This is a genomic window from Endozoicomonas sp. 2B-B (assembly GCF_053470045.1).
Genome location: NZ_JBLZMU010000001.1, coordinates 4352188 through 4369165, shown reverse-complemented (window position 1 = coordinate 4369165; position 16978 = coordinate 4352188). Strand labels below are relative to the sequence as shown.

Annotated in this window: 15 protein-coding genes; 5 read left to right on the top strand and 10 right to left on the bottom strand. The window is 46.9% G+C overall.

Going from position 1 to position 16978, the window contains the following annotated elements; all coding sequences use genetic code 11:
* Positions 1-24: 24 nt before the first annotated feature.
* From ACOMHB_RS17000 to ACOMHB_RS16990, 3 genes are all read right to left on the bottom strand, one after another.
* Positions 25-525: a transposase gene (locus ACOMHB_RS17000; RefSeq protein ID WP_448217515.1), complete on the bottom strand. Its 501-nt coding sequence runs from the start codon at positions 523-525 to the stop codon at positions 25-27.
* A gap of 37 nt (positions 526-562) precedes the next feature.
* Positions 563-1135 carry a hypothetical protein gene (locus ACOMHB_RS16995; protein ID WP_448217514.1) on the bottom strand — a complete coding sequence of 191 codons (573 nt, stop codon included), beginning with the start codon at positions 1133-1135 and terminating at the stop codon, positions 563-565.
* A gap of 150 nt (positions 1136-1285) precedes the next feature.
* Positions 1286-1963 carry a hypothetical protein gene (locus ACOMHB_RS16990; protein ID WP_422138360.1) on the bottom strand — a complete coding sequence of 226 codons (678 nt, stop codon included), beginning with the start codon at positions 1961-1963 and terminating at the stop codon, positions 1286-1288.
* 222 nt (positions 1964-2185) lie between these two features.
* Between ACOMHB_RS16990 and ACOMHB_RS16985 the strand changes: the two genes are divergently transcribed.
* Positions 2186-3409, top strand: a complete 1224-nt coding sequence (locus ACOMHB_RS16985) for a hypothetical protein (protein WP_448217513.1) — start codon at positions 2186-2188, stop codon at positions 3407-3409.
* A 107-nt stretch (positions 3410-3516) separates the two neighbouring features.
* Here the strand turns inward: ACOMHB_RS16985 and ACOMHB_RS16980 are convergent, their stop codons facing one another.
* Positions 3517-4266 carry a hypothetical protein gene (locus tag ACOMHB_RS16980; protein WP_448217512.1) on the bottom strand — a complete coding sequence of 250 codons (750 nt, stop codon included), beginning with the start codon at positions 4264-4266 and terminating at the stop codon, positions 3517-3519.
* Between the two features lie 942 nt (positions 4267-5208).
* Here ACOMHB_RS16980 and ACOMHB_RS16975 point away from each other — a divergent pair.
* The gene (locus ACOMHB_RS16975; RefSeq protein ID WP_448217511.1) at positions 5209-6726 is read left to right on the top strand and encodes a fumarate hydratase; all 1518 of its coding nucleotides are present in this window, start codon (positions 5209-5211) and stop codon (positions 6724-6726) included.
* Between the two features lie 232 nt (positions 6727-6958).
* A complete protein-coding gene (locus ACOMHB_RS16970) occupies positions 6959-7318 on the top strand; it encodes a hypothetical protein (protein ID WP_448217510.1) in 360 nt (119 codons plus the stop codon).
* Between the two features lie 303 nt (positions 7319-7621).
* Here the strand turns inward: ACOMHB_RS16970 and ACOMHB_RS16965 are convergent, their stop codons facing one another.
* The 5 genes from ACOMHB_RS16965 to ACOMHB_RS16945 all read right to left on the bottom strand — a co-directional run bounded on the left by ACOMHB_RS16965 (position 7622) and on the right by ACOMHB_RS16945 (position 13585).
* Positions 7622-10477 (bottom strand): valine--tRNA ligase, encoded by a 2856-nt coding sequence (locus tag ACOMHB_RS16965; RefSeq protein WP_448217509.1) that lies wholly within the window; start codon positions 10475-10477, stop codon positions 7622-7624.
* Between the two features lie 103 nt (positions 10478-10580).
* On the bottom strand, positions 10581-10976 hold the full coding sequence (locus tag ACOMHB_RS16960) for a hypothetical protein (RefSeq protein ID WP_448217508.1): 396 nt from the start codon (positions 10974-10976) through the stop codon (positions 10581-10583).
* A gap of 56 nt (positions 10977-11032) precedes the next feature.
* Positions 11033-11464 (bottom strand): DNA polymerase III subunit chi, encoded by a 432-nt coding sequence (locus ACOMHB_RS16955; protein WP_448217507.1) that lies wholly within the window; start codon positions 11462-11464, stop codon positions 11033-11035.
* A gap of 136 nt (positions 11465-11600) precedes the next feature.
* Positions 11601-11957, bottom strand: a complete 357-nt coding sequence (locus ACOMHB_RS16950) for a hypothetical protein (protein ID WP_448217506.1) — start codon at positions 11955-11957, stop codon at positions 11601-11603.
* A gap of 146 nt (positions 11958-12103) precedes the next feature.
* On the bottom strand, positions 12104-13585 hold the full coding sequence (locus ACOMHB_RS16945; protein WP_448217505.1) for a leucyl aminopeptidase: 1482 nt from the start codon (positions 13583-13585) through the stop codon (positions 12104-12106).
* A 507-nt stretch (positions 13586-14092) separates the two neighbouring features.
* Here ACOMHB_RS16945 and lptF point away from each other — a divergent pair.
* Positions 14093-15202 carry an LPS export ABC transporter permease LptF gene (gene lptF, locus ACOMHB_RS16940; protein ID WP_422134303.1) on the top strand — a complete coding sequence of 370 codons (1110 nt, stop codon included), beginning with the start codon at positions 14093-14095 and terminating at the stop codon, positions 15200-15202.
* Complete coding sequence (gene lptG / locus ACOMHB_RS16935) at positions 15195-16253, top strand: LPS export ABC transporter permease LptG (protein ID WP_448217504.1); 1059 nt, start codon at positions 15195-15197, stop codon at positions 16251-16253. The genes lptF and lptG overlap by 8 nt, the downstream gene beginning before the upstream one ends.
* Positions 16254-16377: 124 nt before the next feature.
* On the opposite strand, the gene ACOMHB_RS16930 is transcribed toward lptG, so the two are convergent.
* On the bottom strand, positions 16378-16860 hold the full coding sequence (locus ACOMHB_RS16930; RefSeq protein ID WP_422134301.1) for an RDD family protein: 483 nt from the start codon (positions 16858-16860) through the stop codon (positions 16378-16380).
* Positions 16861-16978: the final 118 nt, after the last annotated feature.

Below are 16978 nucleotides of genomic sequence, written 5' to 3'. Positions count from 1 at the left end.
GTTGGCGGCGCTTATCGACAGGTGTCAGTTGTCCTCGCTGTCTATCCCGTAGAAGGCATCGAGCTTTTTTGATAGCACCAGCAGGGCTGCAGCTTCTGCCAACGCCTTGTCTTTACGGCGAAGCTCTTTTTCAAGGCTCTGATTGCGCTTACGCTCTTGTTTTAATTGCTTGCTTTCCTGGTCTGCACGCTGAGAAGCCTGAACAGCACCTGAAATACAAGCGTGCTTCCACTCCTTGACTTGTTGAGGATAAAGCCCTTTTTTACGGCAGTATTCACTTAACTCTGTTTCTGACAAAGCAGCGGTTTCGACGACCACGGCAAACTTGCTTTCAGCAGACCATTGTTCTGATTTTTGTTCGTTCCCTGGCACAGGTAATCCTTTGTCCCGTAGTTTTTTACGCCAATTATACAGGGTTTGTTCGCTGATACCTTCCTCTCTGGCAACATCCGGCACAGAGCGATTGTGTGGTGGTAACAGTTTTTTCAAAACAGCTGATTTACGTTCCTCTGAAAAACGAGGCATATTCAACGTCCATCGCCCACTGTCTAGCTTTTATTGGTTAATCAGTGAGCGGGACAACTATCCTGACACAGCGGGAAAGTTCAAGCCAATAATAGCTGTCAGAATTTAATTTGGGGAAAAAAATATCAAAGAATATTTTATCGTTTTTGCTAATTTGTGTTAACTCTCCTAAAAGATGTATTTCGTCGTCTATTATGGAGGAGGTGAATATAATGCTGTTAACACCACGACTTAGTAATGGTTTTGATATATTCTGTAGAGCACTGTTTTTTGATAAGCTCGAAAGCTCTATTTTAAAAGCAGGGGAACCATTAATTTTACGTGTTTTTATTTTAGGAATATCACTATCACCTGAGGCTGTTCTATCTTCTAAAATATCATAAATAAAATTCGCAGGTATAATTGCAAGCGAAAATCTTAAAAGCCAACGAGTTATTCTATCATCAGCTCTTCGATGTAAATAAAATTTATAATAGTTTCTGTATCCCATTGCTAATATTGATGACAAACGAAAGATACCTCTTGGACTTATGTAATAATCCACTGGTATATAGATGTAGTAATACAATGACTCTTGAAAAGTGTGATACCAAAAATTTTGATCTTCCATAGTTACTTCACTCTCATCATGTCCTTCATAATTCGAGAAGCAAGCTGATGAGAGACATAAGATTGTGATGGATAGTAAAATTAGCCTCGTCCAAGATTCAAATTTATTCTTCAATTAAGGACCTTCATTTAATCGGACAGAATTAGAATGCTACGAATGTACCGAAGTAGATTCAAGAATGGTGTATTCGTATGTGCCAAGATTTCTTATTTCTAAAGTCCCCTGACCAGATAAAGTCAGATAGGGGATCAGAAAGGTTGCTTGATATCTATTGGTTATTTTCTTGCCTCTGCGAAAGCCGGATTCCTTGAAATTTTGATACGAGGATGAGGGCAGTGACCACAAATGAGACTCTGTTGAGCCCTGAGCCAACATACCGACTCCTGTAGCATGTTTGGAGATAAGTGACATTAACCTATTTCCTGCTTCGGCTTGATCGAAGCTACTCGCAACCTGGCCTGGTGCGGACAAAAAATCAAAACTAAGGAGAGCTGTTCCATCATTCAAAATGACAATAAAACCAATGTTTTCAATCTGGTCAACAAGGCCATCGGGATCAGCTGAAAACTGAATAACGTAAACTTTACTTATAATTCTCTCTTTGAGATTTTTATCAACTCTCAGGGTGGTTTCAGACATGGAAGTAGCCAGTTGTAAATATTGATCAACATTCTCAGGCCTGGTGTGGCCAAGAATTTGTCGAGTTTTTGTACTACCTGTACTATCTGTATAGGTGAAAGTGTTTGGCCCAATGACTTCTACGGTCGCCCAAGTCAAGGAACAGAAAGAAAATATAAAAAATAGTAAAAGATACAGTGTATTAAACATGATCTTACTCCTGTAAAAATATTTTTAGTATTTTGTGGCTGCAAAGTACAACAGGTAAAGCATTCCAATATAGTCATAATCCCGCAAACTAACAAATGTTTCCAAAGGAATGCGCTGATGCGCAGCACTTGAACCAGAGGTTATGTGCTATTATAAGTGGCCAATTGGTCATCATGGATCAGCCAGAATGTTTCTGTCTGGTAGTAAATCAGGTATCAAACGATGCTTTTCTCTAGTCTTTTTGCAAGAACATTCTTTACACTTACGCTTGGGTTTACAGTAATCAATGCTTGTGCAGATGATGATTTTGTTGATAGCACCACCGAATATAGCATTGTTATTAATGAAATATATGACGAAATTGTCGTCGCACATCGGCAAGGGGATAATTGCCACCTTATTATTTCACATACTCTTGGTCCCTCACTTAATCAACAGCCACCACAACCAAGTGCTGCAATTATCTTTCCTGAGTCTTTTTACAGTCAAAGTCCACATTTTGTTGCAGAGCTCTGGCCGCCTTCTTACTCCTCAACTCCGGATCGCTTGTTCTCTCCTTCTTTAGAGGAAGGGGTAATGGCTCTTGATGCTCTTCAGATGCTTACGCACGAGAATTTAATTCAAATGGCCACTGGGGCTGGCCAACAATCTGGTTTCGCAATCGCTCTCCCGATAGGGCCTATTGAAATTGAAATTGAAAACCGGAATCAGTTGTATGTGATTGATCCAATACTTCATGATCCAATAGTCACTACTTGCGGAAGCACTGCTTCATCCAGCACTGAAAATAAACCAGCACCAGAAGAACAACCAGCTTCCGACAGAAGCGCCAACAAGGAGACCTCGCGATCAAAGCGGAAAAGAAAAGCGCCTTCTGCCAACACATTGGCTGAGACCACCCCACGGCCGCCACCTGCAGAAGAAGGACCCTCCAATGCAGCTGCTGCCTCTGAAAGCCCCGCTACGAATGAGCAGGATCACTACCAATTTCGTATCACAGGGCATATTAATCTGGGCATCGAAGTCCCACGTACATCAAGAGCAAAGAACAACAGGAAGAGAAAAGATACGGTTGATGTTCCAGTAACAATGCTTGTCAGCACCAACACTACAGAAGGCAAAGTCGAGATAGACTCTCTTTCATCCAGAAACTCAAAATATGCAATTAATATATCTCGCAAACCGTCTCAAGCCAGCTCGTCAAACAAGGCATTACCAGATAAAAGCCTCCGGGAAGTTTGGGAGATAATACAAAGGCGGGCAATACAAAGAATCATAGGTGAGCTTGAGGGCCCACAAATTTATGGTGTAAGGCAGATAATAAATTCCTCACCACCATCAGACGCCAAAACACTACCGTGGATTCCAAAAATAAATTTACAGGTAATCGATCAAGCTGATTCCAAGGTCCCATCAGTAGATATGTACATAGAATCCAGCCCCTGACTTCACTAGTGCGATGTTGCGGTGTTGAATCAGCTATTTGATCGCTTCGATATAAGGCCAGAATCCAATAGCTCTCTCGGGTGTTGCCAGATCAGATCCTTATTTATTCAGTGAAATCCATAAATACGCATTTTTTCAAGATTGTCGGGATTTATTTTCTGTTTCAAGTTCTTCCAACAATATAAAAGTAAGCTGTATGCTTCTGCATTTTCAGAGTTACAAGTTATAGCTATCACTGCTGAATTTACTGCAGAATTTACAGTCGATTGATTTATTCCCCTATCTTCTCTGTTTGTAAAAAATAAATAATAATAATGAATTGCATCGTTATGGTTGCCCATCAAAGAGTGAACAAATGAAAGTTCATAGTAAATTTGCAAATTTCTGAGATTTGTTGGGTGGGAAAACTTTGTTTTTACCAGGCATGTATTTAAAGTGCTCAACGCTTGTCCTAGTTTTCCCATATTTCTTAAAGCTACTGCGTGGGCATACAAAAAGAATAAATCATCCTTATGTTCTGAAAATTTACAGAGGTAATCAATATCACGCCATAAGGCTGAAAACCTTCCTTCTTTCCTTGCTCGTTCAAGCAATCTTCTCAAATGATAATGTAGAGATGTGTTGTGTTTATTATTTGTACTGATTCCAGAACTGATATTTTTTCCAATTGCCATTCTGGCGACAGAGTCTTCTCCCCTTAGGCGACCAGTTGGTAAAAGTTGTAATGAAATTTGAAAACCACAATTAGGGCAAAAGTTGCTTGCTGCATTAATTTCAAATTTACAATTATTGCATCCTACTGACCAAGCTTGACCTGTAATGATGACTGGTATCAAAGTTATAAATAAATATCGCATAACGAAATACTAACGTGAAAACTTCGATAATTTGGCAAACTTTTTTGATCTGCACATTTAAGGTAGCCAAATGATAGCTGTCAGGTGAAAAGGTGCAAGTATCATTTTCCATTTGTGAGTTCAGAGTTTCTGGTTATTGGTTTGAGAACGATCAATCAGAACTGATAATGAATACTATCTCTGTCGTTTAGATCAAGGTCTCAGAAGGCCGGACAGGTGTCTTTCAGTAAGAAGAACTTAATGACTTTTTATGTTCTCAGCAGTGGTAACAATCTCTGCTTCTGTGCAGAAATAAATCATGCTCTGGTCTCGACGTGGTCCAAGTTTTTCAGATTTGTACCCTGTCAGGCTTGAAACAGTGCAGCTGACAACTAACAGCCGACTGGGTATTATGACTACCGATGGAAGATAAGGTAGACCTCTGAGTCGGTAACCGATTCAATTCCAAAATATCAGCCTATTGCACTTGTCGTTTTTTTCCAGTCTGCTCTGTTCTGAAGAGAAATCTGCTTTGCAATGCTGTTGTGTTTTTTACTTTTTTGCGTATTAACCGAGAGCATTATTCAGTTGTGGCTCGTGTTATCAGGTATTGTCTGTCGTTTTGTTTCGGTAATCCGTGACAAAAAGTGATAGATCCTGTTTTCAATCCATGTTTTCTGATGCAAAGCATTGATATACTGGCAGGACAAATGAGGAGGGGAAGCTCATGGGAAACCGATAAAACTGTCGTGTTTCGAAGGGTTCTTCATTGATGTTCTGATCTATATGACAGAGGTTTCTGTTCAGATCAGAACCAAACAACAGAGCCGGGGAACCGGCCAGGGTCCTGAAGGCTGTTCTTCAGAGATCGCAATAGATTGAAGCTTGCAAATCCGGGGTCTGTTGGAGCTGTGCTTTGAGTCCGACAGGTTTCTGGACCGAACATGGGAGTTGGGGAGCGCAATGTCACTAATTCGTGAAGAGGATCTGATTGAGAGCGTAGCTGACGCTCTGCAATTTATCTCCTGTTATCATCCACTGGACTTTATTCACGCTGTTCATGATGCCTGGAAAAAAGAGCCCTCCAAGGCTGCCAAAGACGCCATGGCCCAGATTCTGATTAATTCCAGAATGTGTGCAATGGGCAAGCGACCCATTTGTCAGGATACCGGTATTGTTACGGTCTTCCTGAAGATCGGTATGAATGTCCGCTTCGAAAGTGACCGAAGTGTCGAGGATATGGTGAATGAAGGTGTTCGCCGTGCCTATACGCATCCGGAAAATGTTCTGCGTGCCTCTGTTCTGGAAGATCCGGCAGGTGCCCGCAAAAACACTAAAGACAACACACCTGCTGTCATTCACATGACTCTCGTGCCCGGAGATACTGTTGATGTCCAGGTGGCAGCCAAAGGTGGTGGTTCCGAGAACAAGTCCAAGCTCGCCATGCTTAACCCCTCTGATGATATTGTTGAGTGGGTCAGGAAAACCGTACCGACGATGGGTGCGGGCTGGTGTCCTCCGGGCATGTTGGGTATTGGTATTGGTGGAACAGCTGAAAAAGCCATGGTGCTTGCCAAGGAATCTCTGATGGACCCCATTGATATCCATGAACTCAGAGAGCGTGGACCCAGTAACCGGGTTGAAGAGCTGCGTTTGGGGATCATGGATGCTGTCAACAGTCTGGGTATTGGTGCACAGGGTCTGGGTGGTCTCACCACGGTGCTTGATATCAAGATCAAGGACTATCCTACTCATGCCGCCTCTCTGCCCGTGGCGATGATTCCAAACTGTGCTGCCACACGACATGCGCACTTTGTACTGGACGGCAATGGCCCTGTTATTCAGGAAGCTCCGAGCCTGGATGATTACCCTGAAGTCGCTCTGGATATGAGTGAAGGGGTGCGCAAGGTTAATGTTGACGATATCTCCAAAGAAGAGACCAAGAGCTGGAAGCCGGGCGACACAGTATTGCTGTCAGGAAAAATTCTGACCGGTCGTGATGCTGCCCATAAGCGCATGGTTGACATGATGTCCCGTGGCGAAGAGTTGCCTGTTGATCTGAAAGGTCGTTTTATCTACTACGTAGGACCTGTTGATCCGGTTCGTGACGAAGTGGTGGGTCCGGCAGGTCCAACCACTTCTACTCGTATGGACAAATTTACCCGTACTATGCTGGAGCAGACCGGTCTGGCTGGAATGATTGGCAAGGCTGAACGGGGTGACGCTGCGATTGAGGCGATCAAGGATAACGAATCTGTCTATCTGATTGCTGTAGGTGGAGCCGCTTACCTGGTTTCCCAGGCTGTCAAGAAAGCAGAAGTCGTTGCTTTCCCTGAACTGGGTATGGAAGCTATCTACGAGTTTGAGGTTAAGGATATGCCTGTGACCGTAGCAGTCGATCACACTGGTAATTCTGTCCACAAAACCGGACCACAAATCTGGAAACAAAAGATAGAAGAGCAGGTTCTGGATATTAAATAAGTTTCCAAGAGCCTGTATCGGGTCAGCCTCTCGGGGCTGGTCCGGCTTTATTCGCTAGTTTATTCAACTGTTACCTCTTTTTTGATGGCCTTTTTTCTCCTTTAGTGGGTTCTTGTAACGCTCCTTCCTGCCTGATTAAATGGACATAAACACTGCCAAAATCTGGATATTCGGCGAGATATAATCAGGCTTCTATAATCAGTTTATTAGAACAGGCAGTAAGGACGCACCAATGGTTGACGATTCTGATCAGGGTCAGGAGCCCGCCTCCGGCCGGAACAATCCTGAAAATACTGAGTTTCTTTTTTTCTGGCAAAACCTTTTTGCAAGGATTAGACGCTTTGTCTCAGACAGGCAAGATGTTATCAGGATGGATTCTGATGCCAGAATCGTCCGGTCTAATCTGTTGAACCTCCAGATTGAAGGTCGATTCGAGCATTTCTGGATTGCAGAGCATCCGGAGGAGGTTGTAGAAGACAATCAATGTGAGTCGATCGTTGATGATGAGCTGTTTTCAGAGTTACTGGCTATTGAAGAAGAGTGGATACGCTTGCAGCAGTTCAGGGATCAATTTCGGAGAAACACTGATTAGATGCCCCCACAGGAATATTGTTAGTCAGACTGACGCTCTGGTTAGTTCTTATTCAGTTTTATCGAATAAGCATAAAGCCCCGTACTTTGAGGACGGGGATGTAAGCTCGGCTTGCAAAGCAAGCCCCTTGTGCTAGTTTCCTATCCGTCAGGTGTTTTTAGCGATTACGCTACCTGACAGGAAAAGTAATAAAGGCATATCAACAGCCCCTTAGAGACCCGTAAAAAGGCCTGGTTGCTATTCGCACCCAGGCTTTTTATGTTTTCAGAACTCAATAAAATATAAACTCAACAGCTACCGGATTCACAGAGCCCGAATCGCTTTGAGCTGTTCATCGAGCCGTTCTCTGGCAGCCAGCGCTTCTGTCAACTTTTCGCGTTCCTTAGCAACTACTTCAGGTTTGGCGTTGTTGATGAACTTCTCGTTGGCCAGTTTGCCTTCAAAGCGCTGAACTTCTTTATTCAGTCGTTCAACTTCTCTGCTCAGACGAGCTAGTTCCTTGTCTTTGTCGATCAGGCCCGCCATAGGCACCAGAACTTCCATCTTGCCGACCAGTTGAGTCGTCGACATAGGTGCTTCCTCGTCAGAGCCCAGAAGACGAATGTCTGACAATTTCGCCAGAGACTTCAGAAAAGCGCTGTTTTCATCAAGGCGACGTTGGTCGTCAGAAGAGAGGTTGCGCAGCAGAACATTTAGTTCACGGCTGGGGCCAATATTCAGTTCAGCACGAATATTACGGATACCGGTAATGAAGCCTTTCAGCCATTCGATGTCTTGCTCGGCAGTTTCGTCCAGCTTGCTTTCGTCCAGAGTCGGGTAACTCTGCAGCATCAGGGTTTCACCTTCAACGCCAGCTTCTTGCTTGATGTTCTGCCAGATCTCTTCAGTAATAAACGGCATGAATGGGTGAGCCAGACGCATAATGGTTTCCAGAACCCGGACCAGTGTTCGACGGGTACCCCGCTTCAGGGCTTCGGAAGCATTTTCACTCCATAGAACAGGCTTGGACAGTTCCAGGTACCAGGCACAGTATTCATTCCAGATGAAGTCGTACAGATTCTGGGAAGCGTGATCCAGACGGAAGTCTGCCAGATTCTTTTCAAGCTGGGCTTCAAGACGTTGCAGCCGGGAAATAATCCACTTGTCCGCCAGAGTCAGCTCAACGTCGGTATTGCTCTGACCACAGTCTTCACCCCTGGTGTTCATCTGAACATAGTTGGCTGCATTCCAGATCTTGTTACAGAAGTTTCGGTAACCTTCCAGGCGCTTCATATCCCAGTTGATGTCACGGCCGGTGGAAGCCAGTGAATATAGGGTGTAACGCAGGGCATCCGTACCGTGCGCCGCGATACCTTCAGAGAAGGTTTTACGGGTTCGTTTTTCAATTTTTGCCGCCAGCTGTGGCTGCATCATATTGCCGGTGCGTTTTGCAACCAGATCTTCCAGGCCGATGCCGTCGATCATATCCAGCGGGTCCAGTACGTTACCTTTGGACTTGGACATCTTGTCACCATTCTCATCTCGAATCAGACCGGTCATGTAGATATACTTGAACGGTACCTGGGGGTTGCCGTCTTCATCTTTGATGAAATGCATGGTCATCATGATCATCCTGGCAACCCAGAAGAAAATGATGTCAAAACCGGACACCAGAACATCTGTCGGGTGGAAGGTTTTCAGGCGCCCGGTGTTTTCAGGCCAGCCCAGGGTGGCAAAAGTCCAGAGGGCAGAAGAGAACCAGGTATCCAGTACGTCGTCTTCCTGTTTAAGGCTGACTTCGGCCGGGATGTTGTTTTCCTGTCGTACGTCTTCTTCACTGCGGCCTACATAAACATTGCCCTCTTCATCGTACCAGGCAGGAATGCGGTGGCCCCACCAGAGCTGGCGGGAAATACACCAGTCCTGAATGTCCTGCATCCAGGAGAAATACATGTTTTCGTATTGTTTGGGGACAAACTGAATGCGGCCATCTTTGACGGCTTCAATGGCGGGTTTTGCCATAGGCCCTGCACGGACAAACCACTGGTCCGTCAGCAGAGGTTCAATAACAACGTCAGAACGGTCGCCGTAAGGCACCATCAGTTCGTGATCTTTAACTTCTTCCAGCAGCCCGGCCGCTTCAAAGTCGGCGATAATGGCCTTACGAGCAGCAAAACGCTCCATGCCACGGTATTTCTCGGGGATGGGGGCTTCCATGTCGTGATTGCTGGAACCATCAATGTTGAAAACTTCACCCTGTTCACTGATATGACCTTCCAGAGTCATGACATTAATCATGGGCAGACCGCAGCGCTTGCCGACCTCGTTATCGTTGAAGTCGTGAGCCGGAGTGATTTTTACACAACCTGTGCCTTTTTCCATGTCAGCATGTTCATCGGCAACGATAGGAATACGACGGTTGACCAGTGGCAGGATAATGTCTTTTCCGATCAGGGCCTTGTAGCGCTCGTCTGCGGCATTAACGGCAACACCTGTGTCACCCAGCATGGTTTCGGGACGGGTTGTGGCTACGACAATGTAGTTTTTGCCTTCAGCGGTTTTTTCGCCGTCAGCCAGAGGATAACGCAGGTGCCACATGTGCCCTTTGATTTCCTTGTTCAGCACTTCCAGGTCAGAGATGGCGGTATGAAGTTTGGGGTCCCAGTTGACCAGGCGCTTGCCACGATAGATCAGATCGTCTTCATAAAGGCGAACGAAGACTTCCTGAACGGCTTTGTAGAAGCCTTTATCCATGGTGAAACGTTCATTGTTCCAGTCAACAGAGGCTCCAAGACGACGCAGCTGACGGGTGATGTGACCGCCGGACTCTTCTTTCCATTCCCAGATCTTGTCGGTAAAAGCTTCACGGCCATAATCGTGACGTGTCTTGCCTTCTTCCGCCTGGACTTTACGCTCTACCACCATCTGTGTGGCAATACCGGCATGGTCAGTACCCACCTGCCAAAGAGTATTGCTGCCTTTCATGCGCTGGTAACGAATCAGGGCGTCCATAATGGAGTCCTGAAAAGCGTGACCCATGTGCAGACTGCCGGTGACATTGGGCGGTGGAATCATGATGGAGTAGGGAGAACCTTCGCCGGAGGGGGCAAAGTAGCCTTTTTCTTCCCAAGTCTGATACCAGCTGCGCTCAATCGCGTGAGGGTTAAACGTTTTTTCCATAACTACAGAGTTCTGACAGGTTCTGATCTAAACGACGCAGTATACACGGAACCGACAGGGCAGTGTTAATAGGAGAAGCCACCTGTCTGAATGATATCGGACGTTAATCCGATAGACCGTCGGGCATCTGATCGAGAAGGTGATCCAGATAGTTGTTAAGCTCACGGTTCAGCTGAGCCTCGACCCTGACCAGCTCTTCATCGATGATCTCCTGAATCAGCAGTCGGGCCTGTTTGCGTAGCCGGGTTTTCAGTTCAGACTCCGTGACACCGGGGTTAAGCAGGGGGCTTAGAATAGGCGGTTCTTGCGGGTTATTCTGTTGATAATCACCGGTGACATTCAGAACTGTGATGGTCTGTCTGGCCCCTTCATGCTCAGCAAGGTCGGTAAGAACAGGAATGTGTTGGTTGAGATGATCATTGCGGTCTATCTCTTCCTTCAGTAGGCTTTTTAATCTTTCCTGTTCATTCAGCAGACCTTTCGTCTTTTTCTGACTCATATTTTCTACCTGCTCATTTTTTTTGCCAGCGGATGGCTTTTTGCCAGCTAATGGCTTCAATCCCGGATTTGATGGGTTTCCGGCTGGATGCCATCCGCAACATAAGTCCTGAATTTTTCACGGAGAACCTCAACCGGGCCCGGACTCTGGTCAACAATTTCACAAGTTCGGACAAAATTTTTGTAAAAGTTCGGAATTTGGCTGGACAGATTGATCAGCAGGGTGTTTTCGTGCAACGATTCCGGTGGTTTATATCCCAGCGTGATTGGCGCTATTACTGCTTCGCTGTTGATGATCTGGTGTGGCAGAAAACTGTCCTCACGCCACTCCCAGAGCAGTCGGTCCAGAGTTTCGCACTGGATGTCATTATCCGTATGAATATGTACAGGCATACCACTACGCCATGCCTTGTCGGTCAGTCGACAGGCGAACTTTTTAACGGCTTGGGCAGACTGCTGTTGCAGTAAATAGAAAGTAACTCGAGACATGACGTTGAGTGTAATGGGAAATGATGCTGGTTTAAAGGTCGTTAACTGTCAACGCTTGGGTTAGCTGCGCGCCGAAGGCGCGTCGGGTGGAGCCCTTAAGGACGGAGCCTACGCCACCACTTGTCAGGCAGCCTGGTTATTGGCGGGAAAGGAAGGTCTGGAGCATTTCTTTGATTTCACTGATTTCAGAGCCTTGCCGGTCAACTTTCTGTTCGAGGCCGTCAAAACGGACTTTAACCTCATGAACCTCATGTTCGAGGCCGCCAAGACGCGCTTTAACCTCATGAACCTCATGTTCGAGGCCGCCAAACCGCTCATTAAACTCGGCAAACTGCTGATTAACTTCATGTCTGAATTGATTATGTTCTTTTTCTTGCTGGTCAAACCTTTGGTGCATTTCACCACGGGTCTGACCCAAACCATCAACTACGTCAGTCAAGGTGTTGCGAATATGATTAATCTCTGTCGGCTGAGGCTTTGCTCTTGTATTCACTGGCATAACTCCAATCAATATGAGTGAATGACACATATTAGTAGAGATTTACGGCAAGACACCTGACAGCGGCTTCACGAATGTTGCGTTGATGATTTTCGGAAACAGGGGTTGTGAGCCTCCAAAGATCCACAACCCTGAGAATATTACAGCTGGTTCAGCAGATATTGAATCAGCATGGGTACAGGGCGACCGGTAGCGCCTTTGGCTTTACCGGAGTTCCATGCCGTTCCGGCGATGTCCAGATGAGCCCACGGGTAGCTTTCTGTAAAGCGCGCCAGGAAGCAGGCCGCAGTGATGGTACCAGCCGCACGGCCACCGATGTTGGCCATATCAGCAAAGTTGGAATCCAGCTGGGCCTGATACTCTTCACCCATTGGCAGCTGCCAGGCCAGATCGGAAGCGTCTCTGGAAGCTTTCAGCAGTGCTTCGGTCAGCTCATCATTGTTGCTCAGAAGACCGGTGGTGTGGTGACCCAGGGCAATGACACAGGCACCTGTGAGAGTGGCAACATCGATCACTGCTTTTGGCTTGTAACGCTCGGCGTAAGTCAGAGCATCGCAGAGTACCAGTCGGCCTTCGGCGTCAGTATTAAGGATTTCAATGGTCTGGCCCGACATTGAAGTGACGATGTCTCCCGGACGGGTAGCGTTGCCACTGGGCATATTCTCGGCGGCGGCAACCATGCCTACAACGTTGATGGGCAGGTTCAATGCCAGAATGGTCTGCATGGCGCCAAAAATGCTGGCTGCACCACACATGTCGAATTTCATCTCGTCCATGGCTGCACCGGGCTTCAGGGAAATACCACCGGTATCGAAGGTAATGCCTTTACCCAGAAGTACAACGGGCTTCTCACCGCGCTTGCCACCTTTGTAGTCCATCAGGATCAATTTGGATTCCTGGTCTGAACCCTGGCCTACGGAAAGTAGGGAGTTCATACCCAGATCGGACATCTGTTTTTCACCCAAAATCTTGGCAGTCATCCTGGCATGGGTTTTTGCCAGAGCTTTAGCCTGATCTGCCAGATAAGTCGGGTGGCAGATATTGCCCGGCAGGTTGCCCAGAGTACGAGCCAGGTTACGACCTTCACCAATGGCCTGACTTTCAGCAATAGCTTGATTCAGAGATTTTGCCTGCTTGCGATCAGCCAGAAAGGTGACCTTCTTCAGTACCAGTGCATCGGCGCTTTTACTCTTGAATTCGTCGAACTGGTAGAACGCATATACAATGGCTTCTACCAGCTGACGTACTTTCCAGCTATGGTCCTTGCCGTGCACATTGATATCTTCCAGGGATACCAGGGCGTCTTTGACAGAGGTAGCTTTCAGTTCACCAGCAACGGCTCTGGCCAGTTTGATGAATTCACTTTCCTTGAGGGCGGTTTTTCCTTCGCCGGTCGCACAGAGCAGAATCCGCTCAGAGGGCATTTCCGGAACATGCTGGAGCAACAGGGTCTGACCTGCCTTGTACTTGAGGTCGCCTCGTTTGAGGATGCTGTTGATGGCACCCTTGCTGGCTTCGTTTACGGCTGCGGCTGCGGCGGTAAGCTCTTTCTTCTGCACACCCAATACCAGGCAGGCAGTTTTCTGCTTCTCTACCGCTCCGCTTTTTACGATAAATTGCATGGTTGCTCCCATAGGACACTTGTCCGGTTCTAACTCTCGGGGATGACCCGATTTCCTGTTAATCTTTCTGACAAATTCCTGATAAATACTCTTAATCGGGCTTGTGGCTCTGGTAACCAGGAGTCGGGATTTCGAGGGAACCGACGGACACCTGAGTCAGCACTGAATGCCCCTGGGGGACACACCCTTTTTTAGCAAAAGGCACGTAAATGATGAGACTTCTTTCATCCGGGCTATAAACTCGAAGAGGTTTGTTGGATAATTGTCAGATCGGGTATTTGAACAGAGCTTGCACGAGAAGTGAATTCCCGCAAGGCTTTCAGAGATAGATTTTAGTCCGTTTATTGTATCAATGTGTCGACAACTGATTTTTCGGGCAGAAAAATCATGTTTTGATGGTCGACAAATGGTCAGGATTACTGTCTGTCTTGAAGCGTCATACTTACCGGACCTCTCGGGTAAGTGAGTTTTACTTTTATGAACTATCGGAAACAGTAACTCAAGATCATGCCTTCGATCCTTTTTCGATACCTGGCCAAAGAAATGCTCAAGGTCACATTTGCTGTGACCGGCGTTGTGCTCCTGATTATCATGAGTGGCCGTTTTGTGAACTATCTTGCGCAGGCTGCCAATGGCACGCTGAACGCCGATATCCTTTTTGCCATTATGGGCTATAGAATGCCCGAATTCCTGGTAATGATTATTCCCCTGGGGCTGTTTCTGGGCATTATCATGGCATATGGCAGGCTCTATGTAGAAAATGAAATGACGGTTATGGGGGCCTGTGGTGTCAGTCAGGGCCATCTGCTGCGCATGACCATGATTCCGGCGCTGGGCGTTATGCTAGTGGTGGCTCTTCTAAGTATTCTGGTCGCCCCCTGGGGGATAAAGAAGGTAGAAACCATTCTTCATCAGCAGGATTCCATGACTGAGTTCGACACCCTGGTACCGGGTCGTTTTCAAAAGTTTGAGGGGGCAAATCGGGTTACTTACACCGAATCGCTGACGGATGACAATCAACAGATGGAGAAGGTGTTTATTGCTCACCAGTCATCCGGGCGGGGCAGTTCAGAGATGTCTCTGGTGCTGGCAGAGCGTGGTCGTATATCTACCACAGAGGAAGCCGGTCAGCGCTATCTTATCCTGAGTGATGGTTATCGCTACGATCTGACACCCGGTGGCAAAAAAGTCAGGGTGACTCAGTATGGAACCTATGGCGTTCGAATGGAAGAGAATGCAGTCGCAGATGAAATCAGCAAAGAGCAGGCGCTGCCGACTTCTACATTGTTAGGCTCTGATAATCCCACCTATATAGCTGAGTTGCAGTGGCGTATCTCACTGCCATTATTGATTCCAATTATTGTGTTGCTGGCTGTACCGCTCTCAAAAGTGAGCCCCAGACAAGGACGCTTCGTCAAACTCTTGCCCGGTGTATTGCTCTATCTGCTGTATCTGGCGTTACTGATTTCAACCCGTGGAATGGTTGATGATGGTCGCCTTTCTCCAAAGGTCGGTGTCTGGTGGGTGCATGGGGTTTATCTGCTGCTTGGATTGGTCGTTTATTTTCAGGAGCCTTTGCGGGTCATGATTGCCAAAAGGAAAGTTGCTCATGCGTAAGCTGGACCGTTACATCGCATGGAACGTATTGGCTTCCATGGTCGTGGTGCTTTTGATTCTGGTGGCGCTGGAATCCATGTTCGCGTTTTTGGGCGAGCTGGATAATATTCGTGGCAATTATCAGATGGCGGATGCGGTCGTCTATATTTTGCTTCTCATCCCCAAGAAGATTTATGAGTTCATCCCGGTGTCAGCCTTGATTGGATGTCTTGCTGGCCTCGGCAGTATGGCCTCAAACAGCGAGCTGGTGGTCATGAGAGCCGCAGGTGTTTCGCTGTGGCGGATGGTCTGGTCTGTGATGAAGCCGGCCCTGGTGCTGATTTTCATAGGCATCGTATTGGGTGAATATGTGGCGCCCGCCACAGAGCAGATTGCTGAAAGCCGGAAGAATATCGCCCGATCCCACAATGGCGAGTATTCCGGAGAAGGGGTCTGGCATCGTGAAGGCAATGAATTTATGTATTTTAATGCCGTTGAGCCAAATGGTGTGCTCTACGGTGTGAGTCGATATGTTTTTGATGATGATATGAGACTCAAGGAGAGTTCGTTTGCCAGAAGGGCGATCTATCAACAGGACCACTGGCTGCTTGAGGATGTCACCCTTAGTCGTATGGAAGGCGATAAAGTCGTTTCAGAAACAGTGAATACAGAGCCCTGGGATACCAACCTGACAACAACGCTTTTGAAAGTGGTGGTGGTTAAGCCCGATGGCTTGTCTATATCAGGCCTGAATACTTATACCCTTTATCTGGAAGAGCAGGGACTGGATACGGGTGAATATGCGCTGGCGTTCTGGACAAAAGCACTGCAACCCTTGTCTATTTTCTCCCTGGTGCTGGTGGGAATCTCTTTTGTCTTTGGTCCTCTGCGCTCGGTCAGTATGGGGCTGAGAATCTTTTCGGGCGTGATTACCGGGGTTGTATTTATGATTGTGCAGAACCTGCTGGGGCCTTCCAGCCTGGTGTTTGGTTTTCCGCCAGTCTTCTCTGTTCTGCTGCCGGTTCTGATCTGTATTGGTATAGGGTCATTGTTGCTACACCGGGCTGCCTGATGACAGAGTGCTGTCTTATTTCGGAAGATGGCTGGCTGTATTGAGAGAGTAAGAATGGTGTTAAATCCAGGTGCCTGAGGCAGTCATTGAGCTAACATAGGCTGACTGCCTGTGATTTATTCGGTCAGGACTTTTGTTTAGGAATATACAGCGTTCTGGATCGGGACAAGCGATCTTGCCAGCTGAGATGTTCCCGATCCCAGAGACACCAGAAGACTCCCAGTCCGCAGAGTAACAGGGCAGGGATAGCGGTCAGTGTGCGAATCAGACATTGGCCGATAGAGATATAACCTCCTTCCCGATCCACAATCTGAATATTCCAGGCCTGCATGCCCAGTGTCTGGCCTCGACGAGTCCAGAAAAAGGCAAAGAAGCTGAAAATACTCAGAAAAAGCGCAGCATAAAAGAAGGGCCCGCCAATGGATTGCCCATTCTCTGTCATGGCCTTGAGTTCTTCAGCTCCATATACCTTCATTTGAATGCCCAGGTTGATAAAACCCACCAGAAACATAATGGCCAAAACCAGAAAACTGTCGTAGATCATGGCAGCCAGTCGCCGCCAAACGGGTGCGGGTTGAGCCTGCTTCTTTTGAGATGTGCCTGACATAAAAACTCCTGTAACAGGCTGCGGAGTTTATCAGTTTCTATCTTGTTGGGCAGCTATGGCATAACAGGATTCAACCAGTGCCAATTAAGTTCCAGGTATGTTATTGATCATAAGGGCT

What these genes read in the sequence shown, in the direction of transcription:
- ACOMHB_RS17000 (WP_448217515.1), bottom strand. Translation starts at nt 525, where the DNA reads ATGCCTCGTTTTTCAGAGGAACGTAAATCAGCTGTTTTGAAAAAACTG.
- ACOMHB_RS16975 (WP_448217511.1), top strand. Translation starts at nt 5,209, where the DNA reads ATGTCACTAATTCGTGAAGAGGATCTGATTGAGAGCGTAGCTGACGCT.
- ACOMHB_RS16970 (WP_448217510.1), top strand. Translation starts at nt 6,959, where the DNA reads ATGGTTGACGATTCTGATCAGGGTCAGGAGCCCGCCTCCGGCCGGAAC.
- ACOMHB_RS16960 (WP_448217508.1), bottom strand. Translation starts at nt 10,976, where the DNA reads ATGAGTCAGAAAAAGACGAAAGGTCTGCTGAATGAACAGGAAAGATTA.
- lptG (WP_448217504.1), top strand. Translation starts at nt 15,195, where the DNA reads ATGCGTAAGCTGGACCGTTACATCGCATGGAACGTATTGGCTTCCATG.
- ACOMHB_RS16955 (WP_448217507.1), bottom strand. Translation starts at nt 11,464, where the DNA reads ATGTCTCGAGTTACTTTCTATTTACTGCAACAGCAGTCTGCCCAAGCC.
- ACOMHB_RS16995 (WP_448217514.1), bottom strand. Translation starts at nt 1,135, where the DNA reads ATGGAAGATCAAAATTTTTGGTATCACACTTTTCAAGAGTCATTGTAT.
- ACOMHB_RS16965 (WP_448217509.1), bottom strand. Translation starts at nt 10,477, where the DNA reads ATGGAAAAAACGTTTAACCCTCACGCGATTGAGCGCAGCTGGTATCAG.
- ACOMHB_RS16930 (WP_422134301.1), bottom strand. Translation starts at nt 16,860, where the DNA reads ATGTCAGGCACATCTCAAAAGAAGCAGGCTCAACCCGCACCCGTTTGG.
- ACOMHB_RS16985 (WP_448217513.1), top strand. Translation starts at nt 2,186, where the DNA reads ATGCTTTTCTCTAGTCTTTTTGCAAGAACATTCTTTACACTTACGCTT.
- ACOMHB_RS16990 (WP_422138360.1), bottom strand. Translation starts at nt 1,963, where the DNA reads ATGTTTAATACACTGTATCTTTTACTATTTTTTATATTTTCTTTCTGT.
- lptF (WP_422134303.1), top strand. Translation starts at nt 14,093, where the DNA reads ATGCCTTCGATCCTTTTTCGATACCTGGCCAAAGAAATGCTCAAGGTC.
- ACOMHB_RS16980 (WP_448217512.1), bottom strand. Translation starts at nt 4,266, where the DNA reads ATGCGATATTTATTTATAACTTTGATACCAGTCATCATTACAGGTCAA.
- ACOMHB_RS16945 (WP_448217505.1), bottom strand. Translation starts at nt 13,585, where the DNA reads ATGCAATTTATCGTAAAAAGCGGAGCGGTAGAGAAGCAGAAAACTGCC.